This window comes from Pseudodesulfovibrio sp. 7M6 (assembly GCF_050058625.1).
GTDB classification, from domain to species: domain Bacteria; phylum Desulfobacterota; class Desulfovibrionia; order Desulfovibrionales; family Desulfovibrionaceae; genus Pseudodesulfovibrio; species Pseudodesulfovibrio salinus.
The window spans coordinates 3,643,255-3,668,801 of the sequence record NZ_CP188816.1; the positions used below are offsets into that span (position 1 = coordinate 3,643,255).

General features: G+C 59.0%; 21 protein-coding genes. 10 read left to right on the top strand and 11 right to left on the bottom strand.

Annotation, left to right across the window (positions count from 1 at the left end; genetic code table 11):
- Positions 1–105 precede the first annotated feature (105 nt).
- The 4 genes from ACI0FG_RS17020 to ACI0FG_RS17035 all read right to left on the bottom strand — a co-directional run bounded on the left by ACI0FG_RS17020 (position 106) and on the right by ACI0FG_RS17035 (position 3,314).
- A complete protein-coding gene (locus ACI0FG_RS17020) occupies positions 106–492 on the bottom strand; it encodes a hypothetical protein (RefSeq protein ID WP_419786204.1) in 387 nt (128 codons plus the stop codon).
- 380 nt (positions 493–872) lie between these two features.
- Entirely contained in the window at positions 873–2,096 is a 1,224-nt protein-coding gene (gene coaBC / locus ACI0FG_RS17025; protein WP_419786205.1) for a bifunctional phosphopantothenoylcysteine decarboxylase/phosphopantothenate--cysteine ligase CoaBC, read from the bottom strand.
- 3 nt (positions 2,097–2,099) lie between these two features.
- The gene (locus ACI0FG_RS17030; RefSeq protein WP_419786206.1) at positions 2,100–2,549 is read right to left on the bottom strand and encodes a hypothetical protein; all 450 of its coding nucleotides are present in this window, start codon (positions 2,547–2,549) and stop codon (positions 2,100–2,102) included.
- 87 nt (positions 2,550–2,636) lie between these two features.
- Complete coding sequence (locus tag ACI0FG_RS17035) at positions 2,637–3,314, bottom strand: hypothetical protein (RefSeq protein ID WP_419786207.1); 678 nt, start codon at positions 3,312–3,314, stop codon at positions 2,637–2,639.
- A 158-nt stretch (positions 3,315–3,472) separates the two neighbouring features.
- On the opposite strand from ACI0FG_RS17035, the gene queA reads away from it, so the two are divergent.
- From queA to ACI0FG_RS17070, 7 genes are all read left to right on the top strand, one after another.
- Positions 3,473–4,567 (top strand): tRNA preQ1(34) S-adenosylmethionine ribosyltransferase-isomerase QueA, encoded by a 1,095-nt coding sequence (gene queA / locus ACI0FG_RS17040; protein WP_419786208.1) that lies wholly within the window; start codon positions 3,473–3,475, stop codon positions 4,565–4,567.
- 41 nt (positions 4,568–4,608) lie between these two features.
- Complete coding sequence (locus ACI0FG_RS17045) at positions 4,609–4,839, top strand: 4Fe-4S dicluster domain-containing protein (RefSeq protein WP_419786209.1); 231 nt, start codon at positions 4,609–4,611, stop codon at positions 4,837–4,839.
- A 1-nt stretch (position 4,840) separates the two neighbouring features.
- Positions 4,841–5,911, top strand: coding sequence for a 3-methyl-2-oxobutanoate dehydrogenase subunit VorB (locus tag ACI0FG_RS17050; protein ID WP_419786210.1), 1,071 nt, complete (start codon positions 4,841–4,843; stop codon positions 5,909–5,911).
- A complete protein-coding gene (locus tag ACI0FG_RS17055; protein WP_419786211.1) occupies positions 5,912–6,682 on the top strand; it encodes a thiamine pyrophosphate-dependent enzyme in 771 nt (256 codons plus the stop codon).
- Complete coding sequence (locus ACI0FG_RS17060) at positions 6,682–7,224, top strand: 2-oxoacid:acceptor oxidoreductase family protein (protein ID WP_419786212.1); 543 nt, start codon at positions 6,682–6,684, stop codon at positions 7,222–7,224. Before ACI0FG_RS17055 ends, ACI0FG_RS17060 begins: the two co-directional genes overlap by 1 nt.
- Positions 7,225–7,513: 289 nt before the next feature.
- Positions 7,514–8,395, top strand: a complete 882-nt coding sequence (locus ACI0FG_RS17065; RefSeq protein ID WP_419786213.1) for a class I SAM-dependent methyltransferase — start codon at positions 7,514–7,516, stop codon at positions 8,393–8,395.
- A gap of 59 nt (positions 8,396–8,454) precedes the next feature.
- The gene (locus ACI0FG_RS17070) at positions 8,455–9,819 is read left to right on the top strand and encodes a protein kinase domain-containing protein (protein ID WP_419786214.1); all 1,365 of its coding nucleotides are present in this window, start codon (positions 8,455–8,457) and stop codon (positions 9,817–9,819) included.
- Between the two features lie 2,248 nt (positions 9,820–12,067).
- On the opposite strand, the gene ACI0FG_RS17075 is transcribed toward ACI0FG_RS17070, so the two are convergent.
- On the bottom strand, positions 12,068–12,721 hold the full coding sequence (locus tag ACI0FG_RS17075) for a CPBP family intramembrane glutamic endopeptidase (RefSeq protein ID WP_419786215.1): 654 nt from the start codon (positions 12,719–12,721) through the stop codon (positions 12,068–12,070).
- Entirely contained in the window at positions 12,718–15,429 is a 2,712-nt protein-coding gene (locus ACI0FG_RS17080; RefSeq protein WP_419786216.1) for a bifunctional acetate--CoA ligase family protein/GNAT family N-acetyltransferase, read from the bottom strand. Before ACI0FG_RS17080 ends, ACI0FG_RS17075 begins: the two co-directional genes overlap by 4 nt.
- Positions 15,430–15,619: 190 nt before the next feature.
- Here ACI0FG_RS17080 and ACI0FG_RS17085 point away from each other — a divergent pair, with 190 nt between their 5' ends.
- A complete protein-coding gene (locus tag ACI0FG_RS17085) occupies positions 15,620–16,132 on the top strand; it encodes a hypothetical protein (RefSeq protein WP_419786217.1) in 513 nt (170 codons plus the stop codon).
- A 70-nt stretch (positions 16,133–16,202) separates the two neighbouring features.
- On the opposite strand, the gene ACI0FG_RS17090 is transcribed toward ACI0FG_RS17085, so the two are convergent.
- The 4 genes from ACI0FG_RS17090 to ACI0FG_RS17105 are packed head-to-tail and all read right to left on the bottom strand — an operon-like array spanning position 16,203 to position 21,191.
- Positions 16,203–16,952 carry a hypothetical protein gene (locus ACI0FG_RS17090; RefSeq protein ID WP_419786218.1) on the bottom strand — a complete coding sequence of 250 codons (750 nt, stop codon included), beginning with the start codon at positions 16,950–16,952 and terminating at the stop codon, positions 16,203–16,205.
- 10 nt (positions 16,953–16,962) lie between these two features.
- Positions 16,963–17,451 carry a hypothetical protein gene (locus ACI0FG_RS17095; RefSeq protein WP_419786219.1) on the bottom strand — a complete coding sequence of 163 codons (489 nt, stop codon included), beginning with the start codon at positions 17,449–17,451 and terminating at the stop codon, positions 16,963–16,965.
- The gene (locus ACI0FG_RS17100) at positions 17,448–17,948 is read right to left on the bottom strand and encodes a hypothetical protein (protein WP_419786220.1); all 501 of its coding nucleotides are present in this window, start codon (positions 17,946–17,948) and stop codon (positions 17,448–17,450) included. The genes ACI0FG_RS17095 and ACI0FG_RS17100 overlap by 4 nt, the downstream gene beginning before the upstream one ends.
- Positions 17,949–18,008: 60 nt before the next feature.
- On the bottom strand, positions 18,009–21,191 hold the full coding sequence (locus tag ACI0FG_RS17105) for a response regulator (protein WP_419786221.1): 3,183 nt from the start codon (positions 21,189–21,191) through the stop codon (positions 18,009–18,011).
- Positions 21,192–21,340: 149 nt separating this feature from the next.
- Here ACI0FG_RS17105 and asnB point away from each other — a divergent pair, with 149 nt between their 5' ends.
- Positions 21,341–23,299, top strand: a complete 1,959-nt coding sequence (gene asnB / locus ACI0FG_RS17110) for an asparagine synthase (glutamine-hydrolyzing) (protein ID WP_419786222.1) — start codon at positions 21,341–21,343, stop codon at positions 23,297–23,299.
- A 598-nt stretch (positions 23,300–23,897) separates the two neighbouring features.
- Here asnB and ACI0FG_RS17115 read toward each other — a convergent pair.
- Positions 23,898–24,623 carry a TerC family protein gene (locus ACI0FG_RS17115; RefSeq protein ID WP_419786223.1) on the bottom strand — a complete coding sequence of 242 codons (726 nt, stop codon included), beginning with the start codon at positions 24,621–24,623 and terminating at the stop codon, positions 23,898–23,900.
- Between the two features lie 131 nt (positions 24,624–24,754).
- On the opposite strand from ACI0FG_RS17115, the gene pgl reads away from it, so the two are divergent.
- The gene (gene pgl / locus ACI0FG_RS17120) at positions 24,755–25,486 is read left to right on the top strand and encodes a 6-phosphogluconolactonase (RefSeq protein WP_419786224.1); all 732 of its coding nucleotides are present in this window, start codon (positions 24,755–24,757) and stop codon (positions 25,484–25,486) included.
- Positions 25,487–25,547: the final 61 nt, after the last annotated feature.

The window sequence follows — 25,547 nt, forward strand, 5'->3', positions numbered from 1 at the left end:
AAAAGGACTGGCGCCTTAAGCCGAGACCCAAAATGCGGGAAAACCAAAATATGAGCGAAATACGAGCAAGTCTGAATGCAGCGACCGAAAAGGAAAAAATCAAGATCAAAAACGTATGGCTGCGAGCATTTTTACGGCTGCTGAAATCTCCTGCGGCGACATTTGGACCAACTGTTCCATGGAAGGAAGAACGTGGACCATGACCTCGCTCAGCATGTGAACGGAAAGATTCGAGTCGGCATCCGGCAAGATGATCCGCGCGGCTTCCTGACCAAAGCAAACGATGTGAGCGGTCTTCCAGCGCTGCCATCCCCGCCAGAACATTTCCCGGTCAGGAACAAGCTCCCCATCACGCAGTACGGACACCGGCCAGAAGGCAACAGGCTTGGGCGGCAGCTGTAGCAGACGAATGAGGTTGCCGACCACGGCGCGACGCTGGTCGTCCTTCTGGCCGCCAAGGTCGAGTCCAAGCTCCATGTAGGTCCAGACCATCAGATGCTGTGGGGAGACCAAATCGAAATAGGTGGACCAAGGCTCAGGAAACCCGGAAGGTCTATTCGGCCTGGCCCCAACGGGCCGTTCGGGAGTCTGTTTCCTGACAGGTGCCTTTCGTTCGTACGTAGGTCGAGCTGCCTGCTTCGGCGGCTGCACAGGGCGCTGTTGAACAGGCTGGCCCGCACCGGACTGCGGCGAAGCGGCAGGCCTGGGCGAATGAACAGGGGAAGACTGCGGCTGTGAGGCAGTGCTTTGCGCTACAGGGCTCTGCTCTACGAAAGACTGGTCCACTGCCTCTTCTTCCATGGCGGGGCCGCCCGGGCAGTAGACATACTCCACCCCGGATTCAAGCCACGGACGCAGATGCTCCGGGACGTTTAGTCGAGCAGAAGGTGATCCCATAAACGCCAGGCGACCTCGGTTTTATCCAGCTGCGGCCAAGTCTCCATGCGGCCGGAAGCATTGATGACGAACATTTCATTGGTGGCGGTGCCGAAACCGCTCCCCTCGCGCGACACGTCGTTGGCAGCCAGCAGGTCGAGGTGCTTGCTCTTCAGCTTGCGTTCGGCCTCGGCCTTGACGTTGCCGGTCTCGGCGGCAAAACCGATGAGCTTTTGCCCATCCTTCTTGGACTCGCCAAGGGTGCGGAGGATGTCCGGATTGGGCATAAACTCAACCGTGATGCCCTCCCCTGCTCCGGACGCCTTCTTGAACTTGGTATCCCCATAGGGCTTGGGACAAAAATCCGCGACGGCTGCCGTGCAGCAAGCCATATCCATGTCCGACCAAAGCCCGGTGGCGGCATCGAACATCTCCCGGGCCGTGGTGACCGGGCATACGGTGATGGCATCGGGAAAAGTAAGCGCCGTAGGCCCGGCGACAACAGTTACGTCCGCGCCGCGCAGATAGGCAGCCATGGCCATGCACGCACCCATCAGGCCGGAGGAGGGATTGGACCAGAATCGGACCGCATCCCACGGCTCACGGGTGGGGCCGAGGGTAACCATGACCTTCTTGCCCGAAAGATCCTGCGGAGCCAGGGCACGAAGCACTGCAATGAAAATTTCATCTACCGGGGCAAGCCGACCGGAGCCGATATCCCCACACGCCACATGGCCGCAAGCGGGCAGCACGCGAGTATATCCCAGATCGCCAAGCATATCCAAATTCCGTTGAGTGGCGGGCGCATTCCACATCCGTGGATTCATGGCCGGAGCCACGATCTTCGGTCCCGGGAAAGCCAGCGCCTGGCAGGAAAGCATGTCATCCGCCAGACCGAAAGCAAGCCGGGCCATGGTCGCCGCCGTAGCCGGGGCAATGACCATAACATCGCCTACCTGTCCCGGCTCCAGATGGCCGAAGGCGGAACCCGAAGGCGAGCCGTCGAACATATTCCCATACACGGGTGAGGCTCCGAGCGCCTCAAAAGAGAGCGGCCGGACAAATTCGGCGGCCGATTCCGTTATGGTGGCGGAAACAAGGCAACCCGACTCCTGCAACGAGCGCAGGAGATCGAGCGACTTGTAAGCGGCAATGGAACCAGTGACGCCGAGATGGACACGCTTGCCCATGAAACCGGCGAAACGGTAGTGAGGCTGCATCGGTTACTTGTCCTTGACCGCGGCGTCTTTCAGCTCAACGGCAAAGATGGTGGTCTTCGCATAGCCAAAGGAATCCTCGACCTGAATGACACAGCTCTTGTTGAACTTCTCAAACGACAGGACGGAAAGCGCACCGGTCTTGTTGTTGGAAACAAGCTTCCAGTTGTCCTTGGCCATGTTGTTGACGAAGTACTGGACCAGTTCCAGAACCTCGACACGGCCCTTGAACTTCATGATGGCCGCGCGGAACTTGGTATTGTCCAGCCGGTAGGAAGCGTCGTTGTCGTAGGAGATTTCCTTTGGGATCAGAATATCGTCAAAGTCGTAGTAATAGTCGGGAGCCTGCTGCGCAGCCTGCGTTCCGCCCACGGGGTCGTTACTGGCGGTTCCGCCGGAAGTAGTGGTGCACGCGGCAAAAAGCATGAGCAGGGAAACCATTGCGAGTACTTTCATGAAAGAACGCATAACTTCCTCCTGGTACGTTCTTGAGGTTGGCCGAAGCTGTGGGCCGTTTATCAGGACCCAAGCGAAAAGAAAAGTTTAGGAAGCCGAGTCCTTGAGCCGGTCGATCTTGTCCTGGAGAAATTTCTCCATCTCACGTCGATCCTTGCGCAGTCGAACCAGCTCGGATTCCAAAATCTGAAGCTTGGCCTTGATGTCCGAAGTATCGAAGCTGAGCTTGAGAGCCATCTCTTCAATTTCGGCATCTTTCCGTTCCAGTGCCTGGGTCTGGCGGACGATTTCCTCGGGGATGATATCCGACTCGCCCGGCAGCTGCTTCATCTTCTTCTGGCTCCTCGCCAGCAGAACAAAGGCCGTCTTGAGTTTCTGGATATCATCCTGCTGCCGCTCAATGATGGACTTCTGGTCGGCAATGACCTCCATGCAGGAGGCGACCTTGCCCATCACGCCATTGAAAACCCCGGCCAGCTCGGTAAACATTTCCCCGCCTCTAGCGGGAGCATCGGCTTGATGCTCAACCTCGATGGTCCGGGTATACTCCCGGCGCAGGGCATCCTCTATCTCGGCCGTGACCTTGCCATCGCTATACATGCGGGAAATTTTTTCGAAGATGACAACACAATCTTCAGGGTACTTGGTGATGCGGCCCATCTTGCGACCGTTCAGGAAATCCTTGAAAAGGGAGGCGTACCGACGAGCCGTCGGTGCAGGTATGCGGGTAAGCTTGGCTATCTCAGCCACGGAAAGCCAATTCATGGTCTTATGCAATACCATGAATACGAGCAATGGCAAGCCCTTAACCTGAATGCATACATAAACTACACAGCCTATTGCAATCATTGGAATAAAAAAGCCTACACCTCATAGTTTCAATGGGTTACAAGAGGATACCGACAGGGGGAAGGAACAGATTTATGGAAATACCTGAAGATTTTCTGCTAAAAAGCTACGATTACGAACTGCCCGAAGACCGCATTGCCCAAAAACCTGCCGACAAGCGGGACGGCTCCCGCCTGCTGGTGGTGGACAGGGCAACCGGCGAACTCACGCCCACACACTTTACCGAACTGGCCGACTACCTGCCCGAAAACGCCCTGCTCATTGCCAACAACTCGCGGGTCATACCGGCGAGGGTGTTCGGCATGAAGCCCACGGGCGGACGAGTGGAGTTTCTGCTGCTCACTCCCCTGCCCCTGCTTACCCCGACACCTGCGCCGGAGCTGGGCGAGGGCTGGTTCACGGCCGGAGCCGAAGGGCTACTGCGCGCCTCCAAGTCGCCCAAACAGGGTGGCCGGGTCACCATCAGCGATGATTTTTACCTGACCGCCGAAGAAGCGGGGCCCTTTGGCCGCTGGCGCGTGCGCCTTGCCTGGCGCGGGGACCTGACCGGGCTGTTTCAGAATATGGGGCACCTGCCCCTGCCGCCCTACATCAAGCGGCCGGACTCTGCTGCGGACCGCGAGCGCTACCAGACCACATACTCCAATGCGACCAAGACCGGATCAGTGGCCGCACCCACGGCCGGGCTGCACTTCACGCCAGAGCTGCGCGCCGGGCTGCGGGACAAGGGATTCGAGTGGGGGGAGGTCACCCTGTATGTGGGTTACGGCACCTTCAGCCCCGTGCGCGAGCCGGACATCCGCAACCACAAAATGCACGCCGAGTACATCGAAGTAAGCCGGGAAACCGCCGATGCAGTGAACCGGGCAAAGAAAGAGGGACGCCCCGTCGTTGCAGTGGGTACTACCAGTGCGCGGACACTGGAGGGAATGTATCAGGCATGTGGCAAAGTAATGGAATTTGCGGGCGAAACCGACATCTTCATCAAACCGGGCTATACGTTCAACGTTGTGGACGCGATGCTTACAAACTTTCATTTGCCAGAGTCTTCCCTGATCATTATGATTGCGGCTCTCGCCGGAAGAGGGAAGATACTTTCGGCATATCGTTTCGCCCTGGAGAACGGGTTTCGTTTCTTTTCCTACGGAGACGCAATGCTGATCAGGTAGTGGCGGAAACCACATTTCCAAACCAAACCGGAGTCTGTTGAATGTCCCGAATCGAAGTCCAGGAAGACCGGTGCAAAGGCTGTCTGCTGTGCACTACGGTCTGCCCCGTTGGCATCATCGTCCAGTCGGACCGATTCAATGTCAGCGGTTACAAGGTCGCCGAGGTTCCACAAGCCGATGCGGACAAATGTACCGGCTGCGCATCCTGCGCTCAGATCTGCCCGGATGTGGCGATCACCGTCTACAGAACCCCCAAGAAGAAGGGGGAGTAGCATGAGCAAACAACCCGAACGCATCTTCGTCAAAGGCAACGAGGCAATCGCCCGCGGCGCACTGGCCGCGAAGTGCAAATGCTTCTTCGGCTATCCCATCACCCCGCAGAACGATATCCCCGAATTCATGTCCTCGGAGATCATCAAGGCCGGCGGCGACTTTGTCCAGGCCGAGTCCGAGGTGGCGGCGGCAAACATGCTGCTGGGCGCCGGTGCCGCAGGCATCCGCGCCATGACATCGTCCTCCTCCCCCGGCGTCGCCCTGAAGCAGGAAGCCATTTCCTACATGGCGGGCTCCGAACTTCCGGCCGTCATCGTCAACATGAACCGGGGCGGCCCGGGACTGGGCGACATCGGCCCGGCACAGGGCGACTACTACCAGTCCACCCGGGGCGGCGGACACGGCGACTACCGCCACTTCACCCTCGCCCCCGGCACGGTTCAGGAGGCCTACGACCTGACCATCCGTGCCTTTGACATCGCCTTTACCCAGCGCAATCCCGTGCTCATCCTGGGTGATGCCATCCTCGGCCAAATGAAGGAGCCCATCACACCGTGGGTTCCCGAAAGCATCGACGAGGATGCCGGACGGGACTGGTGCCTGTCCGGACGAACCGGCGGCCGCGAAAAACGGCTGCTCAAGTCCCTGTTCCTGGGCGAAGGCGAGCTGGCCTGGCAAAACAAACACCTGCGGGCCAAGTACGAAAGCTGGATACCGCTGGCCGAGGCCGAGCAGTTCGAATGCGACGACGCCGAGCTGATCATCTGCGCCTACGGCTCCATCGGCCGCATTGCCAAATCCGTGGTCCGCAAGTTCCGCAAGGAAGGCAAAAAGGTCGGCCTGTACCGGCCCATCACCCTCTACCCCTTCCCCTCCGACGGCCTGCTCAAGCTGGCCAAGGAAGGCAAGCGGTTCCTGACCATCGAACACAACCTGGGCCAGATGGTAGACGATGTCCGCCTCGCCATCCGCACGGTGGCCGACTCGGACTTCTACCCCGTCTACCCCGGCAACATGCCCACCCCGGACGAACTGGAGGAACCCATCCTCGCCAGCCTGGAGGGTAAATAAATGACTGAATCCGCAGAAAAGATCGTCTTCCAAAAGCCCGAGTCCGTCATAGACCGGGCCACCCACTACTGCCCCGGCTGCCACCACGGCGTGGCCCATCGGCTGGTGGGCGAGGTGCTGGACGAGCTGAACCTCACCGAAAACGCCATCCTCATCGCCTCCATCGGCTGTTCCGTGTTCCTGTACAACTACCTGAACGTGGACTCCGTGGAAGCGCCCCACGGCCGCGCACCCGCGGTCGGCACCGGCGTCAAGCGCTCCCGGCCCGACAAGTTCGTCTTTGCCTACCAGGGCGACGGCGACCTCGCCTCCATCGGCATGGCCGAGATCATCCACGCCGCCAACCGAGGCGAAAAGATCTCCGTGATCTTCGTCAACAACACGGTCTACGGCATGACCGGCGGCCAGATGGCCCCGACCACCCTGATAGGACAGGTCACCACCACCAGCCCGGCCGGACGCTGCGTCACCCACGAGGGCGCGCCCATCAAAATGACCGAAATCATCGCCTCCCTGGGCGGCACCGCCTTCGCCGCCCGCGCCGCGCTGAACAACGTCAAGAACATCAAGACCGCCAAAAAATACATAAAAAAGGCGTTCGAGTTCCAGAAAAACCAGGTCGGATTCGGCTTTGTCGAGCTGCTCTCCGCCTGCCCGACCAACTGGAAAATGCCGCCCATTGCGGCCAACGAACGCATCGAATCCGACATGATCCCCTACTTCCCCCTCGGCATCTACAAGGATGTGTCCGAGGAAGGAGGTGTGTGCTGATGCGGTACCTGGATACCATCATCGCCGGATTCGGCGGACAGGGCGTCATGCTCATCGGCAACCTGCTGGCCTACGCAGGCATGAAGGACGGCCTCAACGTCACCTACATCCCGGTCTACGGCCCGGAAATGCGCGGCGGCACCGCCAACTGCACCGTGGTCATGTCCCAGGAGGATATCGGTTCGCCCATCATCCTGCGCCCGGTCTCGTTCATCGCCATGAACCGGCCGTCGCTGGACAAGTTCCAGCCCCGCGTTCAGGACGGCGGCGTGCAGATCATCAACTCGTCGCTCATAGACATGGAGCTGGCCGACACCAAGCGTCTCGACTGCCACGCCGTGCCCTGCAACGATATCGCCGACAAGCTCGGCAATTCCCGCATGGCCAACATGGTCGCCATCGGCGCCTTTGTTCAAGCCACCAAGATCGTCCCCATGGATGCCGTCATCGGCTCCCTGGAGAATGTCATCTCACCCCGCTATCACAAGCTCATCCCGGCCAACACCGAAGCCATCAAGGCCGGTGCCGAAACCATCGGTTAGCTGGAATACCGAAGAATAAAAAAGGCCTGTCCGACTAGTGTCGGACAGGCCTTTTTTTCGCCTTCGGCGACCGGGGGAAAGGGGAGAGAGGGAACCCTTTGGAAAGGGTTCCCTCTCTCCCCTTTCCCCCGGACCCCCTATCCCCTCTCTCCTTCCGAAACTTTTTGGTTGCGCTGGCGCGCGGGGGGCACTGCTTGATTTGTGGAAAGGATAAAACGAACTGTTCATATCTATTTGACCTTTTTTTCTTGGTAAAGATCGGCTAGTTCAGAAAAAACGAGGAGTGAAAATGGATTTTCAACGGCTCAAAAGTTCCATTATTGATTCGTCAGTTCTACGCAAGGGCGTATGCGATCTGGTGCCGGAAGGGGCTACCCGCGTTCTGGATGTGGGCTGCGGCCGTGGCGGCATCCTGCTGCGTTTGCAACGGGACAAGGGGTGCACCGAACTCTACGGCGTGGACATGGATAAAAAGGCCATCTCGGAATTGCGCCCCTTTGTCGACTATGCCGAGGTGGTGGATATCGAGGCCGATGAGATCATGCCGGAGCGCTTCAAGGGGTTCTTCAACATCATCATCATGCATGATTTCGTGGAACACCTGTTCGACCCCTGGCAGACGCTGACCAAGATTAGGCAATACCTTGCCGAGGACGGCCTGGCCATCATCGCCACTCCCAACCTCCTCAACTGGCATCTGCAACACAAAATCATGTCCGGCAAGTTCCCATACGGCCACGGCCTGTGGCACTCCGGGCACCTGCGCTGGTACACGCCTGCCTCCCTGCTGGACGTGCTCGTCATCGGCGGCTTCAAGGTCCAGCAATATTGCCTGGAACTTATGGATGGCACTCCCCTCGACAAGATACTCGTCAACCGCAAGCTAACCACCATCCAGATTCCACCGATAGAAATACAACACACGCGGAAAGAGGAGCCCTTTACCATACAGTATCCACGGGATATCCGGGCCTCCTATCCCGCCTTCTTCGCACACAAAATCATCGCCGTCTGTTCCAGAGGGCCGCTGTTGTGGGAACCGCAGCCCCTCACCTACAACATTGAGTTGCTCCACAGCCTCACCCAGGCCATCAACAACCAGTATGACCTGTTCAATCCGCCGCCCATGCACCTGATCATGCCCGGCTCGTTTCCCAGGGAACCGCAATAGCGGCAACTCCGGGCAGCGGTACCCTTCCCTTCTCACCTGCTTCGGGCTATCACCACGGCATGAAAATCGGACGGTATGAAATTCGCGGCCTGCTGGGACGTGGCGGCATGGGCGCGGTATACAAGGCGGCCATGCCGGTAACCGGGCGGATCGTGGCACTCAAGGTGTTGCGCCCGGCGGAGATTATGGAAGACTTGGTCGGGCTGGACAAACTGACCGAGATGTTCCTCGCCGAGGCCGCGACCATGGCCTCCATCTCGCACGCCAACATCGCCTCGGTGCTGGACGTGCACGACGGATCGGGCGGGGTGACGCCGCACTTCACCATGGAATATTTCTGCGGCAACCTCGGCGTGCTTATGGGCGAGACCTACGAAGTGGAACGGCCGTCCCGCCGTCTGGGCGTGGAGTCCTCGCTGGGGCTGGCGCGCGAGCTGCTGGCCGGTCTGGACCGGCTGCACTACGAGGGCATCGTCCACCGCGACGTCAAGCCGTTCAACGTCATGCTGGCCGAGGACGAGGGCGGCACCGGCCACGTCAAACTCATCGATTTCGGACTGAGCAAACTTCGCGGAGAACACACCTCCGGCCCCAAGGGCATGGTGATAGGCTCACCCTACTACACCGCCCCGGAGCAAGAGGCGGACCCGGAAAGCGCTACCCCGGCCTCTGACTGCTACAGCGTGGGCGTGACCCTCTACCGTATGCTCACCGGCCTGCTCCCGGCGGAAAACCCGAAAAAACGGCGGCCCGTCTGCGAAATTCATGCGGATCTGGACTGCGCCTGGGACGACTTTTTCAAACGCGCTCTGGCTGTGGACCCGGCAGAGCGGTTCAGCGACGCCATGACCATGGCGACCGCCCTTGACCAGCTTGAAGATATCTGGCGCGAACGCAAGGAAGCCGTGTGTTCCGCCCCGAATCTGTTGGATGAACCCGCTCCGGTCACTACGCATTCCCTTCGTGCGGTCCCGCTCAAAGTAGCGACAAAGAAGGCCCGGGCTGTCTTCGATCTGGACAAACTGTGGCGGCCGAACCACCTTGTTCACGGCAAATTCAGGGACAACGGCGACGGCACGGTGACGGACCAAAACTCCGGCCTGACCTGGGAACGGTACGGTTCCCGCTATCCACTCAGCTTTGACCGGGCCGAAAGCCACGTAGCCCGGCTCAACAAAAACAACTACGGCAACCACACCGGCTGGCGGCTGCCCACCATAGACGAACTCACCACCCTGTTCACCGGAGCCACCGACCCCGGCGAATTCTGCCAGCAACCCGCCTTCGACCCACGCAAGGCCCGGCTATGGAGTGCCGACACCAAGGCCTTCACCGCCGCCTGGTATGCGGACGCAGAGCTTGGTTTTGTGGCTTGGCAGGACCGTACTTGCCGGTTCTTCGCACGTGCCGTTACCGATAAGTAACCGGCACTGTCTTTTCGGGAAAAGATAAAGAGAAAAGACAGATGCAGAAGTGGAAGTGGAAGTAGAAGTAGAATCAAAAGAAAAGCCGAAAAGGCAGAAGCAGAAATGGAGCCGCCTCCGGCGGGATTCACTATAGAGTGTTTCGCACCCTAAAGGTGCGAGTTACTTTTGGACCAGAGCGCCCAAAAGTAACCAAAAAGCGCTCTTGGGGTGCCATGCCCCACCGCCCCGGTGACGGGCAAAGAATCTGATCCAAACGGCCTGCGCTCCCGCGTCCCAAGGCGAGAAACTGAAAACCACCGGGCCGCGAGAATTCGCTCCGGCCGTTTGGTCAGCTTCTAAGCCGCGTCCCCACAGGGCTTCTTCGAAGCAGCTTAGCTATGCGCCGCTACGGCAAGCAGAAGTCTGAATATCCGCAAAAGAAGTCCCCGAAGACAACCGTCCGGTCCCGGAGGGCGCCACAGTTAATTCGGTCGAGACCAGCCCTGTGTTTCGGCGGTTAGCAACCGACCAAGCGGGTAAGGCGGCTCCCGTCAGCCACCCGGTAAGTTGGTGGTAGCCTCGGTCTGTTCGCGGAGAAACGGTACTATACTTTTCAAAGGATGGAGCCGTCCCGCTTGGATCGGATGCTTCCGGCGAAACACGCAGGCGGCCAAGCTACCCGCAAGGGCCTTTTTTCGTTCTTTTTTGGCCCAGCAAAAAAGAACCGCCGCCCGCGCAGGGCATGGAGGGGACTTTGAAGCCGAACGGCTTCAAACCCGGCTTTCTGCCTTTTGGAATCAAAGGCAAAATCAAAAGAGAAAATACAGAAGTGGAGTCGCCTCCGGCGGGATTCACTTTAGAGTGTTTCGCACCCTAAAGGTGCGAGTTACTTTTGGACCAGAGCGCCCAAAAGTAACCAAAAAGCGCTCTTGGGGTGCCATGCCCCATCGCCCCGGTGACGGGCAAAGAATCTGATCCAAACGGCCTGCGCTCCCGCGGCCCAAGGCGAGAAACTGAAAACCACCGGGCCGCGAAAATTCGCTCCGGCCGTTTGGTCAGCTTCTAAGCCGCGTCCCCCGCAGGGCTGAGATAAGGGAAACTTGTCTTTATGTCGTAGCGGCAAGCAAAAATCTGAACATCCGCAAAAAATGGTCCTGAAGACAACCGTCTGGTCCCGAAAGGCGCCACAGTTAATTCGCTGATATCAGCCCTGTGTTTCGGCGGTTAGCAGCCGACCAAGCGGGTAAGGCGGCTCCTGCAAGCCACCCGGTAAGTTGGTGGTAGCCTCAGTCTGTTCGCGGAGAAACGGCACTATACTTTTCAAAGGATGGAGCCGTCCCGCTTGGATCGGATGCTTCCGGCGAAACACGCAGGCGGCCAGTCTACCCGCAAGGGCCTTTTTCGTTCTTTTTGGCCCAGCAAAAAGAACCGCCGCCCGCGAAGGGCATTGGAGGGCTCTTGAAGCCGAACGGCTTCAAACCCGGCTTTTTGCTCTTGGTATTAAAGGCAAAGGCAGAAGCAGAAGAGAAAGACAAAATACAGAAGCGGAGCCGCCTCCGGCGGGATTTATTTCAGAGTGTTTCGCACCCTAAAGGTGCGAGTTACTTTTGGACCAGAGCGCCCAAAAGTAACCAAAAAGCGCTCTTGGGGTGCCATGCCCCACCGCCCCGGTGACGGGCAAAGAATCTGATCCAAACGGCCTGCGCTCCCACGGCCCAAGGCGAGAAACTGAAAACCGCCGGGCCGCGAAAATTCGCTCCGGCCGTTTGGTCAGCTTCTAAGCCGCGTCCCCACAGGGCTTCTTCGAAGCAACTTGGCTATGCGCCGCTGCGGCAAGCAAAAGTCTGAACATCCGCAAAAGAAGGTCCTGAAGACAACCGTCCGGTCCCGGAGGGCGTCACAGTTAATTCGCTGAGACCAGCCCTGTGTTTCCGACGGTTAGCAGCCGACCAAGCGGGTAAGGCGGCTCCTGCAAGCCACCCGGTAAGTTGGTGGTAGCCTCAGTTTATTTGCGGAGAAACGGTACTATACTTTTCATTTGATGGAGCCGTCCCGCTTGGATCGGATGCTTCCGGCGAAGCACGCAGGCGGCCAAGCTACCCGCAAGGGCCTTTTTCGTTCTTTTTGGCCCAGCAAAAAGAACCGCCGCCCGCGAAGGGCATGGAGGGAATTTGAAGCCGCAGGCTTCAAACCCGGCTCTCTCTTCCTCCTCCACCCAAAAAACAAGCTACTACTTGCCTTTCCCTTCCCGCACTGCGGAAATTCACTACAGCTGATACAATACGAAATTAACCAGAAAATGCACCACGACAGACGGCCAGATCGTGCCGGTCACCACGACCGCCGGAACCAGAATCAACCCGTACACAAAGGCATCCACCAGTGTATGCACCGACAACGACCAGTGCATAAGCGAAAAAAGCACCGCTGAAAGCAGGCAGGCGACCGGCAGGGAAAACCGCTTGCGCAGCACATGCAACGCCACCCCGCGGCAAACCAGCTCTTCGCTGAACCCCACCAGAACAAGGCCAAAGGTCAGATCAAAAAGGAAGAGCGGCGAATCGGGATCAAACGGTATCGACGCGATGGCTCCCTTGGGAAAATACGGTGCGAGCACAAACTCGGACAACCAGAGATAAGCCATGGCCACCGTGGCGGTTATTACGGTCCAGACAAGGAAAGAGCGCAGGCCGACGGACTTCAACCCGACTTTGGTCCGATCAAGGTAGCCCGTTTTGATCGCCACCAGGACCACGGCCACGGCCAGACTGCGCTGCACATAGTCCAGCCAGACCCAGGCTACATAGTCGGTAACCCACAGGTTTGCTAAATCATTGGTGTAATATGGAAGATAGGCCAGAAAAAATATCATGGCCGGAGTAATGCATCTGTCCCGTTTGGGCGATGTACAATTCGTCATTGGGAATCTCTAGCCGGGTTCAGTTCCAAAACCATATCCACCAGGTCCTCATCATGCGGATCGGGGGCAATGGAAAAACCGAACTTTCGCGACAATCCCTGCATGGCTTTGTTCTCCCGCATGGTCTGCCCCATGATCCGGGCCGTTCCCCTATCCCGGGTGTAGCGGATGCCCTTTTCAAAGAGCTGAGACCCCAATCCCTCTCCCTTCATGTCCGAACGGACCACAATGGCGAATTCCGCCTCGGAGTTGTCCGGCTTGGTATTGGTACGCATGACGCCCAGGGTTTCAGGCTTGCCATTTGGATCCGGGGCCGTGGCGATGAAGGCCATCTCCCGGTCATAGTCGATCTGGGTGAAACGGGCGATATCCTTGTGGTCGAACTCACGCTGCACCACACCAAAGAAACGCAGACGAAGATCCTCGTCCGAAAGGCTGCCCAGAAAAGCGCGGTGGGTGTCCTCGTCCTCCGGCCGGATAGGCCGCAGGGTGACGTGACGGCCGGAGCGCAGGGAAACGCACTCCTCCAGTTCGCGCGGATAGGGTCGGATGGCCAAGCGCCGCTCGCCCTCACCCACAAACGGGGCCACGGAGATTTTGCCGCCCAGGGCCAACACGCCCTCGCTGTCCGCATAGAGCGGATTGATGTCGATGGACGTGATCTGCGGCACATCCACAATGAGCTGGGAAAGCTGGATCAGGGTCAGGCAGATGTCGTCCACGTCCGCCGGGCTATGGGATGGCGTGCCCTTGAGCAGGGAGTGGATGCGGGTGCGCTCCACCATCTCGCGGGCCAAACTCATGGAGAGCGGCGGCAAGGTCAAGGCGCGGTCCTGAATCATCTCCCGAGCCATGCCTCCGTGGCCGAAGGAAAGGACCGGGCCGAACACCGGGTCCACCTCGGCGGATACGAACAACTCATGCGCACCGGGCCGCCGCCCCATCTTCTGGACCGTAAAGCCCTCGATATAGGCGTCCGGCCGCTCGCGGATGCACCGGGCCGCGATGGATGCCGCGCCCTCCCAGACGCGCTCCGGCGTCTCCAGATCAAGGAGCACGCCGCCCACGTCGTAGGGCTGCGGAATCTGTGGGCTGCGCACCTTAACGGCCACGGGATAGCCTATCTCATCAGCAGCGATGACGGCCTCCTTGGCCGAGACCGCAATGCGCGTCTCCACCACCGGAATGCCGTAGGCGGCCAGGGTATCCTTGGCCTCCGGCTCGGTCAGGTCGGTCCGGCCTTCGGCCAGCGCCTTGGCCACTATGCCGCGCGCCCGCTCGGTGTCCGGGAAAAAATCGGTGGGCAGGGAGTCCGGGGCCTCGATGAGCATCTCCTGGTTCTGGAGATACTCGGCCATGTAGAGAAAGGCCCGTACCGCGTGGGTCGGGGTGTCGTAGGCGGGCACGTCCGCCCGGCGGAAGACCTCGCGGGACTGTTCCGCCGCGCCGGAGCCAAGCCAGGCCGTGAGCACCATGCGACGCACCCGCTTCAGGGAGCCGCACAACGCCTCGGCCACGGCCACGTCGGGCTGGGATTTCCAGGGAACGTGCATGACAAGGATGCCGTTGGAATTCTTGTCGCGCAGCAGAAGCTTGAGGACCTCGGAGTAAATTTTGCCGTCCGCGTCAAAGGGAATGTCCACCGGATTGGTGCGCGACCACCGCTCGCGGCCCAGCATCTCGTCGATGGCGGTGACGGTTTCCTCGTCCAGGGCGGCCAGCTCGCCGCCGCCCTCCAGCAGCCTGTCGGCAGCCAAAATGCCCGCGCTGGTGCCGTTGGTCAGAATGGCCAGTTTCTTGCCGAAAACGTTCTTGGGCGTGCCCAGGGTCTGGGCCGCATCAAAAAGCCCGTCGATGTTCTCCACGCGCAACATGCCCGCGCGACGGAAGGCCACGTCGTACACCGCGTCCACCAGACGCCGGTCTCCGGTCTCCTTCAGCTTGAGATCGCCCACCACGGTATCGAGGGCTTGGCCGGGGCGGATGACCAGCACCGGCTTGTTGCGCGAGGCCGCACGCGCGGCGGACATGAACTCCCGCGCGTCCTTGATGGACTCCACGTAGAGCATGATGGAGCGGGTCAGGGGATCGGACCCCAGATAGTCCAGAATATCGGCAAAGGAGACATCGATGCGGCTGCCCAGTGCCACCAGATACGAGAACCCCACACCTTTGGCCTTGGCCCAGTCCAGAACCGTGGCCAGCAGGGAATCGGACTGGGAGATGAAGGCGACCTTGCCGGGCGCCGCCTCGGTATGGGCAAGCGAGGCATTAAGATGCAGGGAAGGCACCATGAAGCCCAAAGATTTAGGGCCGATGATGCGGAAATTCGGCGGCTCGGCCATGCGCAGCAGGGTGGAGACCACATCCGCCCGCTCGTCCGAGGTCATGGCCGCAAACCCGGAGCCCATGAGCACGGCCCCCTTTGTCCCCCGTTCCCTGAGGGAATGGATAACCTCCGGCACTTCGTCCAGCGGCGAGCAGACAATGGCCAGATCCGGAGTTTTTGGCAGATGCTTTACCGATGGATAGGTCAACACACCGGCAATGGCCTCGGCCGTGGCCGAAACCGGCATGACAGGGCCGAGAAATCCGCCGGCCATGAGGTTGCGCATGACGATATTACCCGCGTTGCGCGGGTCGTTTGTCGCACCGATAACCGCTACGGACCGCGGCTTGAACAGGTATTCGAGATTGACGACGCTCATGGATGCCTCGGTTGCGTTTTTCGAGCCGTGTATTGGAAACGATACCTTTTTTTTGCGTATCGGTGCAACATGCATCTGGTTCAAAGTTTCGGATGAATATAAAGAAAACATGAAGACAACCTAAAGATCTCCCAATAAACATCCGATCATTTTTTTAGATGGAACCAGACTCTATAAAGGAGACTTTATTATGGTCATTGAGCTTGGTTTGGCACATAAAAATTCTGTTTTTGCAGAAAGCATGAATATCAGGCAGGCCCCTTCCGTAGAGAAAACCGCCGGAGAAGTGTCCCAGGAATCCAAGACTCCGGAACAGAGCCAGGGCGACTCCGTTCGTATCTCCGATGAGGCCCGGGCTCTTACCGCCGTGGACAAGACCGAGGAATCGGAAAACAAGGCCGGGGGCAGCATCAAATCTGGCGTGAGCAGCAAGACCGCATCTCAGGAAGAGGCCAAGCGGATGATCGAGCGGCTGAAAGAGATGATTGAACAGTTGGAAGAAGAGATCAAAGAGATTGAAGATAACCCGCAGCTATCCGAAAAGATGAAACAGCAGCAGGTTGCGATGAAACAATCGGAGATGCTGGAACTTCGAGAACAGCTGAGCAAGGCGCTTGAAAAGCAGACCAAAGCCATAGGAGCCAGCCCCACAGGCGGCACCCCGGCCAAGGGCGCCCTCGGTTCAGTCAAGGATTTCTTATAACGCCCCGAAAAGGAAAAGCGGCGGACCTTGGTCCGCCGCTTTTTTTGTGCAGTAAAGTTTTCCTGAGCCGCTATCGCAGGACAGCGTCGCCCAAAGTGCCCTTCATCCCATAGGGCACGGTATGCTGTCCTATGGTCACCTCACCCTTAAGATCAAAGAGGGTGTGGTAGAGGTTCTCCGGGTCGATGGTCCCGCTCCCCGAAGCCTTGAGGGTGATGGGATGGCGCATGGAAAAATCGCGCACCATGAGCTTATCGTTCCGGATTTCCGCGGTAAAGGCCATGTCTTCGACCGTCTTGCCATCTGGCAGCAGGAGCTGCTGGGAACGGAGATCCAGCCACCCTTTTTTGGGCAGGCTGGCCCCGGCAGGCAAGAAGAAATTGCCGGCAACATGGAGGGCACCCTTGAAATCCGCGCCACCGAGCAGAGAGGTCAGGTTCAGGTCTCCCTCGAACTCGAAGACGCCGCTTCGATGCAGCTCCAGCTCACACTGTGAACCGGCCGTATCCAGCCGGACCGTGGCCAGCGGAGAGAATCCCACAGAAACGTAGGCATGGCGGAAAGCAAGGCTGCCCGGCGTATCGGCCAGGGTTATCTTGACCCCGTTGACGCGAAAGCCCGTGGGACCGTCGCGGTCGATGGAGTCCCAACGCAGGCCGAACAGGGGCTGGGATTCATCCAGCGAGGCCAGGGCCATGCCCCATATCTTGTGCCAGGGCGTAAACATGGCCGCTCCGAGCACAAAGCCGAAACAGATGAGGAAAAAACGGGCCAAAATACGGCCGGGCAGTGAGGAATCTTTCGCGTGGCGGGATTTCACAGCGTCTTTCTCATCGGGCCAGAACCATGTTCAGGTCTGCCAGCCGCGGATTGTCCGGGTTGCGGGTCAGGGAAAATTCCGGGGTTTGCAGGCTGGCCCGTTTGCGCAGGTTGTCCAAAAAATCCGCCAACTTGGCCAGGGAAAGTCCATTGATGGTCACTTCCACGGCAGGCGCGTCGTCCAGAATGGTCGAGTGGAGCGAGGTCAGTTTCGGCTCTATGCCCAGGTCGTCGATAATGATCCAGGCCGCTTCCTTTTCATTCAGATGGGCCAGATTCCCTTTTTGGGCCCTGAGGGCTGCCACTTCCTGCACCAGAGGCAGGACCCGGCCATACTGTGTCTTGGCATGGACGATATCCTGATCCACCACTCCGGTCAGCAGCTTCAACCCGATGAAAAGGGAAAGCGTGACCAGAACCGTACCCATCAGACTGAGCTTGAAGAAATGGCGCTGCCGGGCCTCGGGCCAGGCGGACCAGAAGTGACGGGGACGGCTCATTGGGGCTCCACGATGAGGCTGAAAATGATGCCGCCGAACACATCCTCCCGGTTTTCAAGACGGAAGATAAAATGATCGTCGTCGGTGAGCTGCCGCATATATTCGTCGAAACGGCTCGTATTGGGACCGAAGAAACCGCGAACATGGGCCCGCATTCCGGTTACAGAAAGACCTTCCACCCGCAGGTTGGCCCCGGCCGGACGGCTCAGGGCGGCCAGCACGCGCAAGGGGTCCAGTCCTATCCTGAGCGTGGCTGCAAGCTTGCCGTGTTCGAACTGGAGACGACCGAAGGGCTCGGTGCCGATATCCGGTCCCAACGCCGAAACATAAAGTTTTTTCGTCTGGGTCCGGATATCATCCAGCTGGGATCGACTGTAGTAGTAGCGAACCCCCTCTCCCCCCAGGAACAGGACGCAGATGACAACAACCCAGATCAGGTTGCTGATGAAGCGTCTGGACGCTTTGGCGGAATCAAATTGGTGTTCGCTGGTAGTCATATGTGCCTCGGAATCTAACTACGCGAAACCCCGGCAGGAGTCCAGAATCCGGGCGGGCGGCTACTTTGCGGACATGGACTCCAGCAGCCGCTTCATCTGGGAGAAGTCAACGGGCTTGGAAATATAGTCGTCCATGCCCGCCTCAAGGAACCGCTCGCGGTCGCCCACCATGGCGTGGGCGGTGAGGGCTATGACGGGCACGGCCGACCTGTCGCCGAACCGCTCGCGGTTGCGCAGCAGGCGCACGGCCTCCATGCCGTCCATCTCCGGCATCTGGATGTCCATGAACACCAGATCCGGTTTCTTCTCGGTAAAGACCTCCACGGCCTCCCGCCCATTAGTGGCGGTAAACACCGTAGCGCCAAGCTTTTCAAGCATCCGGCTGATGCTCAGGCGGCTGACCTTGTCATCTTCGGCCACCAGGATGTGCAATGGCCCTTCCAGCTGGATCGGAGCGTGTTCGGCCAGTGTTTCATGGACACGTTTATCCTCGTCGCTTCCGCCAATGAGTGGCAGGGATACATAGGCAGTGGTGCCGACACCCACCTCGCTTTCCATGGATACGGACCCATCCAGCAGCTCAACCAGACGCTTGACGATGGAAAGCCCCAGACCGGCACCCTGATGCAGCCGTGTGCGGGAATAGTCAGCCTGGGTAAAGGCATCGAAAATAGTATCCATCTTGTCTTCGGGAATACCGGAACCGGTGTCGGTGACGGAAAAAAGCACGAATCTGCCGCCAGGCAACGCCTCCGCCTTGACGATAACACTCCCCTTTTCCGTGAACTTCAGGGCATTGCCAACAAGGTTGAAGAGCACCTGACGGGTACGCAGCTCATCGCCGAACAAGGTGGAGGGAAGCCCAGGCTCACGATTCAGCTGCAGGGTTACGCCCGAGCCCTCGGCGTGCACCTGGAACAGTTCCTCGATGGAACGGAAAAGATTGTCCAGAGAGAACCGAACCGGGTTAATGACCAGTTTGCCGGACTCTATGCGCGACAGATCGAGAATATCGCTCAGCAGACCTGTGAGGCGGTGGCACGAACGCGTGGCCACCTCGGTATACTCCACCTGTTCCCCATCCTGCGGGGTGGAGGCCAGCAACTGGAGCATTCCCATGATTCCGTTGAGCGGAGTGCGGATTTCATGGCTCATGTTGGCCAGGAACTCGCTCTTTGCCATGTTGGCCGCCTCGGCTTCCTCCTTGGCCCGAAGCAGATCGTCCGTTATCCGCGAGCGGTGCACGGCCATGGCATACAGTTGCGCCATGGGCTCCACGGATTCGATGTCCTTTTGCATATAGGGCCGCGAGCTGTTGGCCAGAGCGATTTGTCCATACACCTTGCCCATGAACACGGCGGGCACCGTCAGGAAGCTATTGATTTCCATATGCCCTTCCGGCACGCCCGTGGTAGCCGGATGCTCGGCCGGAGTATTGGTATAAAACGGCTCGGCCTGATTCAGACTGTGTCCGTGCAATCCCTCGTATCCTTCCTCACTGCGGGCAAAGGCTGCCCGCATCTCCATCTGGCACAGATGGTTTTCCGCGGAAAGGGAAAAAGCCTGGGTCACGTTTTCCCCGGTATCGCGGTCAATGGCCGAAACGAATCCGATTGTACTGCCGGTAATACGCAGGGAATGTCGGTGAATGGTCCGGGCTATATCCGGAATGGTCGATCCGGGACGTGTCAGCACGCGAGCCACATCGGCGGAGGCCGCGTTGATATCGGCCTGGAGGGCCAGGGCGTCGTCCGCCATTTTGCGCTCCGAAAAGTCCTCCAGTGTGGCGATGATTTCAGTGGGCGACTGTCCAGGATTAACCGGATTGAAAACCATACGGATATAAGCGGATATACCGCCGGAAACCGAGGTGTAGTAGTCCTCGTAAACGCTGCGTTCGCCACTCAGCGCACGGCTCATTGTCGTCCGCATATCTCCGGAAGTCATGGGCAGCGGATTGAATCCCTTGAGGCGTCGCCTGCTTGCTCCCATGATTTTGGCAAAAATCTCATTGCAGTCGAGAATCTCCCCGCGCTCCGAAAAACGGACCATTCCCAGCGGCGAGTTCTCGAAAATGACGCGGTGGCGATGCTCGCTCTCGCGCAGGAACGTCTCCGCCTCCAGCACCTGGGAAATATCCCGAAACACACTTACCAGGACATTTCGGCCATTCAGGTCATACAGGCCGCTCTTGATCTGCATTATGCGAGTCTGCCCGTCGGCACTCAGCATGGGCACGCCGGACATCAGGTCCGGATTTTTAGAGTGCTCCTGGAAATTCACCGTCTTGCCGGTTTCTAGCGTTATATCGGTCGGGTGCAGCTTTCGCTGATGCATACCGACCAACTGCTCCCGGCTGTAACCGAAGAACCTTTCAGCAGCCAGATTGCATTCCACGATTGTTCCCGTATCGCAGTCCGCCACAAGCACAGGATCCATTATGGCCGCGTACAGCGCACGATATTTACCGTGGCTCTCCCGAAGCCTGGCTTCAACGATCTTCTGCCGCTCCTCCGCACGGTTGCGGGATCGTTCGTGCTGAATCAGCAGGAACAGGGTAATACAAAGAAACAGTTCGCCTCCGGCCCCGAGCATGAGGTAACGGCGTGCTATCGAGCCGATATGCGTATTCAGTTCAGCCACCAAATTGCCAAGAGACACGGTGACGCCGATGCCGCCACGAATATCACCGAGTTCATAGCCCTGTGTCTTATGACACTTGAGACAGGACTGCTCCACTATCATGGCCCGCATATAGCGTAGAACAGGTTCCCCTCCCACTTCTGTGACTTCGTGTACCTCGTCTCCGTCACTGTGGAATGTTTCCAGAGCACGCGTTTCCCATTGATCAGCCCGATTTTCGGGGCGTATGGGCATCAGGCTGGTAAGATGCGTTTCCACCCTGCTGCCAGGCGGCATATTCTCATTGATCATCCGGGTCATGTAGGCCGGATTGATCAAAGTCAGCCTCATCCCGCTCGTCGTGGTCACATCTCGATCAGGAACCGTCAAATACGGATTGGGCCTGACCTTGGTGACCTTACCGTACACACCGCCCATGGATGAAGACCAGCGCCTGGAATTCATATCCCAGTTCCAGGCGGTCCGGGCCTCCGACAGGGCCTGATGTTCAATGCTCACCCGATGGTATTCCGCAGAACTGAGGTACAGATAAAAAATGAACGTGACCCACAGTAGAGAGAAGACAAACCAGATGAACAGATGTTTCCAGAATCGGAGCACACACCCTCCTAAGGCGATACCGGTATGGGATAATATCCCAGCCTCAATACCAATAGTCGATCCTGCCAATTTCGGGGATTATTTTTCCGCAGGTCACCCACAGTGCCGTTCTTGCTCTCCGGATGCCCTGCTGATAAACCAGCCGTAATATGTGTGGAATCAACGGGTTCATCCTCCCCGAAATGCGGGGCGATACACACGGGCTCACTTCCCTGGCCCGGCGCATGGCCGACGCCCTGGCCCATCGCGGTCCGGACGACAACGGGACCTATGCCGACCCGGTAACCGGCATGGCCCTGGGGCACCGCCGCCTATCCATTCTCGACCTCTCACCTGCCGGAGCCCAGCCCATGCGCTCCGCGTCCGGCCGATTCATCCTAGCTCACAACGGTGAAATCTACAATTTCAAGGAATTACGCCGCAGTCTGGAGGAGCAATACGGTCCCATCGCCTGGTGCTCGGACTCGGATACCGAGGTCATGCTCGCCGCATTCGAACTCAGGGGCGTGGATGCCGCCCTGGAAAGTTTCACCGGCATGTTCGCCTGCGCCCTCTGGGATACCCAGGACCGAACTCTCTATCTGGCGCGTGACCGCATGGGCGAAAAGCCGCTCTACTATGCGAAAACGGATCAGGGAGTGGTCTTCGGCTCCGAACTCAAAGCACTGCACGCCAACCCGGCCTTCCGCCCCGAGCTGGACCCACAAAGTCTGGCCCTGTACCTGCGTTACCAATATGTGCCGGAGCCGCGATCCATCTATAGCGACACCTTCAAACTCCAGCCCGGTTACCTGCTCACCATCCGGGCCGACGCCCCGCACGAACTGAACCCGCGCCCATGGTGGACTCTGAAGGAAACCGTGGAACACGCCCAATCCAATCCCTTCGCCGGATCGGAAACCGAGGCCGCCAACCGGCTGGAAACCTTGCTGGGCAATGCCGTGGCCCGACAGATGGTTGCCGACGTGCCCCTCGGCTCCCTGCTCTCCGGCGGCATCGACTCCTCGCTCATCACCGCGCTCATGCAGGCCCGCTCCTCGCGCCCGGTGCGGACCTTTACCATCGGTTTTTCCAACCCGGACTACGACGAATCCACCCACGCCCGCCGCGTGGCCGAGCACCTGGGCACCGAACATACCGAACTGGTCGCCACCCCGGACCATGTCCTGAAACTCGTGGAGACCCTGCCCGACCTCTACGACGAGCCCTTTTCCGATTCCTCGCAGCTGCCCACTCATCTGGTGGCAGCCCTGACCCGCGAGCACGTCACTGTCTGCCTCACCGGCGACGGCGGCGACGAAACCTTCGGCGGCTACAACCGGCACCTCTGGGCACCGGCCCTCTGGGCCCGGCTCGGCCACCTGCCCGCCCCTGTCCGCTCCCTCACGGCCGGAGCCATGCGCCTGCTCCCGCCCGGCGGCTGGGACCGTCTCTTTCACATGGCCGACCCCATACTCCCGGCCAGGGCAAAAATCACAACCCCCGGACACAAGGCGCACAAGCTGGCCGACGCCCTCAGCGCCAGCACAAGGGAAGCGCTCTACAAACAGATCGTCTCCACCTGGCAGGACCCGTCCGCCCTTCTCTCAGGCATCACTGAACCGCAGACCACCCTGGACCGCCCCGACTCCTGGCCGTCCCTGCCCGACTATCTTTCCTGGATGCAGTACATAGACACCGTGACCTATCTACCCGGCGACGTGCTGCACAAGGTGGACCGCGCCACCATGGGCGTAGCCCTCGAATCCCGCGCACCATTCCTCGACCACCACGTCCTGGAGTTTGCCTGGTCGCTGCCCCGCCACATGCTCGTCAGCCAAAACAAAGGCAAACTCCTGCTGCGCACCCTCCTCGACCGACACGTGCCCCGCTCACTCATGGAGCGCCCCAAGGCGGGTTTCGACGTACCCCTGGACCAATGGCTGCGCGGCCCGCTCCGCAACTGGGCCAACGAACTCCTCGCACCCGACCGCCTGCGCCACCAGGGACTGCTCAATCCCGAACCCATCGCCCGCTGTCTGGCCGACCATCTTTCAGGACGCAGAAACAACCAGTACCGCCTGTGGAACCTGCTCATGCTCCAGATGTGGTATGAACGCTGGATGTAAGGCGTAAAGAAAGCCTCCGGCGGCCCCTTCGGGGAGACCAGGGCGCTGCCCTGGACCTGCTCAAGGCTATGGCCTTGAGAATCCATTTTCCGCTTTCGCGGGGGCGTAGCTTGCAGGGACGACTCACGTCTGGCCGTGCGGACGGTTCCGTCCTTCCGTGCCGTGTAACGGTTTGCGCCGAAAAAAGCGGATCAGGGTCAGTGCTGCTTACCACAACACTGCCAGCCGCTTTTTTCGGCGCAAACCGGGGTGTTTTTTTAAGACAAAATTTCATTTTCACAAAAACAACTCCGCCTTTCTCCCTGTTCCGACCCGCCGTCCTGACAAGTCTTTCAAACTCCTCCCTTATCCCCAGACGGCGGAGGCTACTGTCCGTGAAGATTTGACTAATCCGCTTTTCGTCCCGGCAGGGCGAAAAGCGGATTAGTCAAAGATTTGCGGACGCCACACAGCCGGTACCCGCCAAGCCCACCGCCAACCAACCCCCAACCCCCAGGCTCCTGCCCCGCGCAGCGGCAAAAGGGATCCAAGGGCCTTAGCCCTTGGCAGGTCCAGGGCAGCGCCCTGGCCGTCGGAGACGCCCGCCGGCGAGGCACTCTTACCGTGCCTGCTTCTCGCGCAGTTTCTTCATTCGCAGATTCAGAAATTCCACAAAGAGGGAAAAGGCCATGGCGAAGTAAATGTAGCCTCGGTCGATGTGCTTGTGCATGCCTTCGGCCATGAGGAAGATGCCGACGAGGAGCAGAAAGGAGAAGGCGAGCATCTGGACGGTGGGGTGGTCGGAGACAAAGGTGCTGACCGGGCCGGAGAAGAGGAGCATGACGCCGACGGCGATGACGATGGCGGCGACCATGACGGTGAGATGCTGGGCCATGCCCACGGCGGTGATTACGGAGTCGAGCGAAAAAACGACATCGAGAAGCATGATTTGGATAACGACGCCGATCATGGAGTGGACGGCCTTGATACCGGTGGCTTCGCGGCCGGGTTCTTCGAGTTTGTCGTGTATTTCATGCGTGGCTTTGGCCAGGAGGAAGAGACCGCCCGCCAGGAGGACGACATCGCGCCCGGACACTACGTGGCCCCAGAGGATAAACAGGGGCGCTGTAAGGCCCATGATGGCCGAGATGGCGAGGAGCAGGGCAATACGGGTTATCATGGCCAGCCCGATGCCCAGGCGTCGGGCAGTGGCCCGGCTGGTTTCGGGCAGTTTGTTGGTCACCACCACAACGAAGACGATGTTGTCTATGCCAAGGACTATTTCCAGCCCAGCCAGGGTAATGAGGGCTATCAAATTTTCAATTGTCCACAGGCCTTCCAGCATATTTACTCCGGTAAAGAGAGTGCTTTGAAGAAGGGAGTATGTGGAATGGACGTTATAAAATCAAGATCAAGCGATTGACGCCAATCTTTTGGTATGGAATGGTCCCGCGCAAACGCTGCGGGAGGAATCGCATGGCGGATTTTCATGTATTCGAGGATACTGCAGCCGTGTCTGAGGCAGTGGCGCGGCTTTTTACCGATATGTCCCACAAGGCGCTGGGTGAGCGGGGCCGTTTTACGGTGGCCCTTTCCGGCGGAGCAACGCCGGTGCCGCTTTTTCAGCGGCTGACCTTTCCCACGTGGCGCAATGCCATTCCATGGGATCGCATCCTGTTTTTCTGGGGCGACGACCGTGCCGTGGGTCCTCACCATGAATACAGCAACTACCGCAGAGCGCGGGTCACGCTGCTGGACCATGTGCCCGTGGTGGAACAAAACGTGGTGCGGATTCGCGGTGAACTGGGCGCGGAAAAGGCGTGCGAACAACTGATCCGCGATCTGGAAACAGCCTTCGGCACTGAGACATTGCCCCGGTTCGATCTGGTTATCCAGGGAATGGGAATGGATGGGCACACCGCGTCGCTTTATCCCGGCCACAAGGAACTGGAATCCAAGGAATGGGCGGTTCCGGTGACGGACCCCGCCGCCGATCCCAAGGTGGACAGGGTCACGTTTACCCTGCCGGTATTCAACAATGCCCGCACCGCGCTGTTCATGGCTACCGGAGCCGGAAAGGCCCCGCTTATTCGGGACATCGTCAATGACCCGACTGCCCCGGACCGTTACCCGGCCGCCCGGATAGATGCTGAAGAAACCCTCTGGTACGTGGACGAAAACGCCTTTAGCCTGGCGAAAAACGGCTGATATTATCCTCATACAATTAAAAAAGGTGTCTCATACAATATGAGACACCTTCTTTTTTTTA

Bases quoted from the DNA above. Each gene is read 5' to 3' on its own strand.
- ACI0FG_RS17055 (WP_419786211.1), top strand. From the start codon at position 5,912: ATGACTGAATCCGCAGAAAAGATCGTCTTCCAAAAGCCCGAGTCCGTC.
- asnB (WP_419786222.1), top strand. From the start codon at position 21,341: ATGTGTGGAATCAACGGGTTCATCCTCCCCGAAATGCGGGGCGATACA.
- ACI0FG_RS17035 (WP_419786207.1), bottom strand. From the start codon at position 3,314: ATGAATTGGCTTTCCGTGGCTGAGATAGCCAAGCTTACCCGCATACCT.
- ACI0FG_RS17065 (WP_419786213.1), top strand. From the start codon at position 7,514: ATGGATTTTCAACGGCTCAAAAGTTCCATTATTGATTCGTCAGTTCTA.
- queA (WP_419786208.1), top strand. From the start codon at position 3,473: ATGGAAATACCTGAAGATTTTCTGCTAAAAAGCTACGATTACGAACTG.
- ACI0FG_RS17075 (WP_419786215.1), bottom strand. From the start codon at position 12,721: ATGACGAATTGTACATCGCCCAAACGGGACAGATGCATTACTCCGGCC.
- coaBC (WP_419786205.1), bottom strand. From the start codon at position 2,096: ATGCAGCCTCACTACCGTTTCGCCGGTTTCATGGGCAAGCGTGTCCAT.
- ACI0FG_RS17085 (WP_419786217.1), top strand. From the start codon at position 15,620: ATGGTCATTGAGCTTGGTTTGGCACATAAAAATTCTGTTTTTGCAGAA.
- ACI0FG_RS17050 (WP_419786210.1), top strand. From the start codon at position 4,841: ATGAGCAAACAACCCGAACGCATCTTCGTCAAAGGCAACGAGGCAATC.
- ACI0FG_RS17030 (WP_419786206.1), bottom strand. From the start codon at position 2,549: ATGAAAGTACTCGCAATGGTTTCCCTGCTCATGCTTTTTGCCGCGTGC.
- ACI0FG_RS17070 (WP_419786214.1), top strand. From the start codon at position 8,455: ATGAAAATCGGACGGTATGAAATTCGCGGCCTGCTGGGACGTGGCGGC.
- ACI0FG_RS17100 (WP_419786220.1), bottom strand. From the start codon at position 17,948: ATGACTACCAGCGAACACCAATTTGATTCCGCCAAAGCGTCCAGACGC.
- ACI0FG_RS17020 (WP_419786204.1), bottom strand. From the start codon at position 492: ATGGTCTGGACCTACATGGAGCTTGGACTCGACCTTGGCGGCCAGAAG.
- ACI0FG_RS17060 (WP_419786212.1), top strand. From the start codon at position 6,682: ATGCGGTACCTGGATACCATCATCGCCGGATTCGGCGGACAGGGCGTC.
- ACI0FG_RS17080 (WP_419786216.1), bottom strand. From the start codon at position 15,429: ATGAGCGTCGTCAATCTCGAATACCTGTTCAAGCCGCGGTCCGTAGCG.
- ACI0FG_RS17045 (WP_419786209.1), top strand. From the start codon at position 4,609: ATGTCCCGAATCGAAGTCCAGGAAGACCGGTGCAAAGGCTGTCTGCTG.
- ACI0FG_RS17115 (WP_419786223.1), bottom strand. From the start codon at position 24,623: ATGCTGGAAGGCCTGTGGACAATTGAAAATTTGATAGCCCTCATTACC.
- pgl (WP_419786224.1), top strand. From the start codon at position 24,755: ATGGCGGATTTTCATGTATTCGAGGATACTGCAGCCGTGTCTGAGGCA.
- ACI0FG_RS17095 (WP_419786219.1), bottom strand. From the start codon at position 17,451: ATGAGCCGTCCCCGTCACTTCTGGTCCGCCTGGCCCGAGGCCCGGCAG.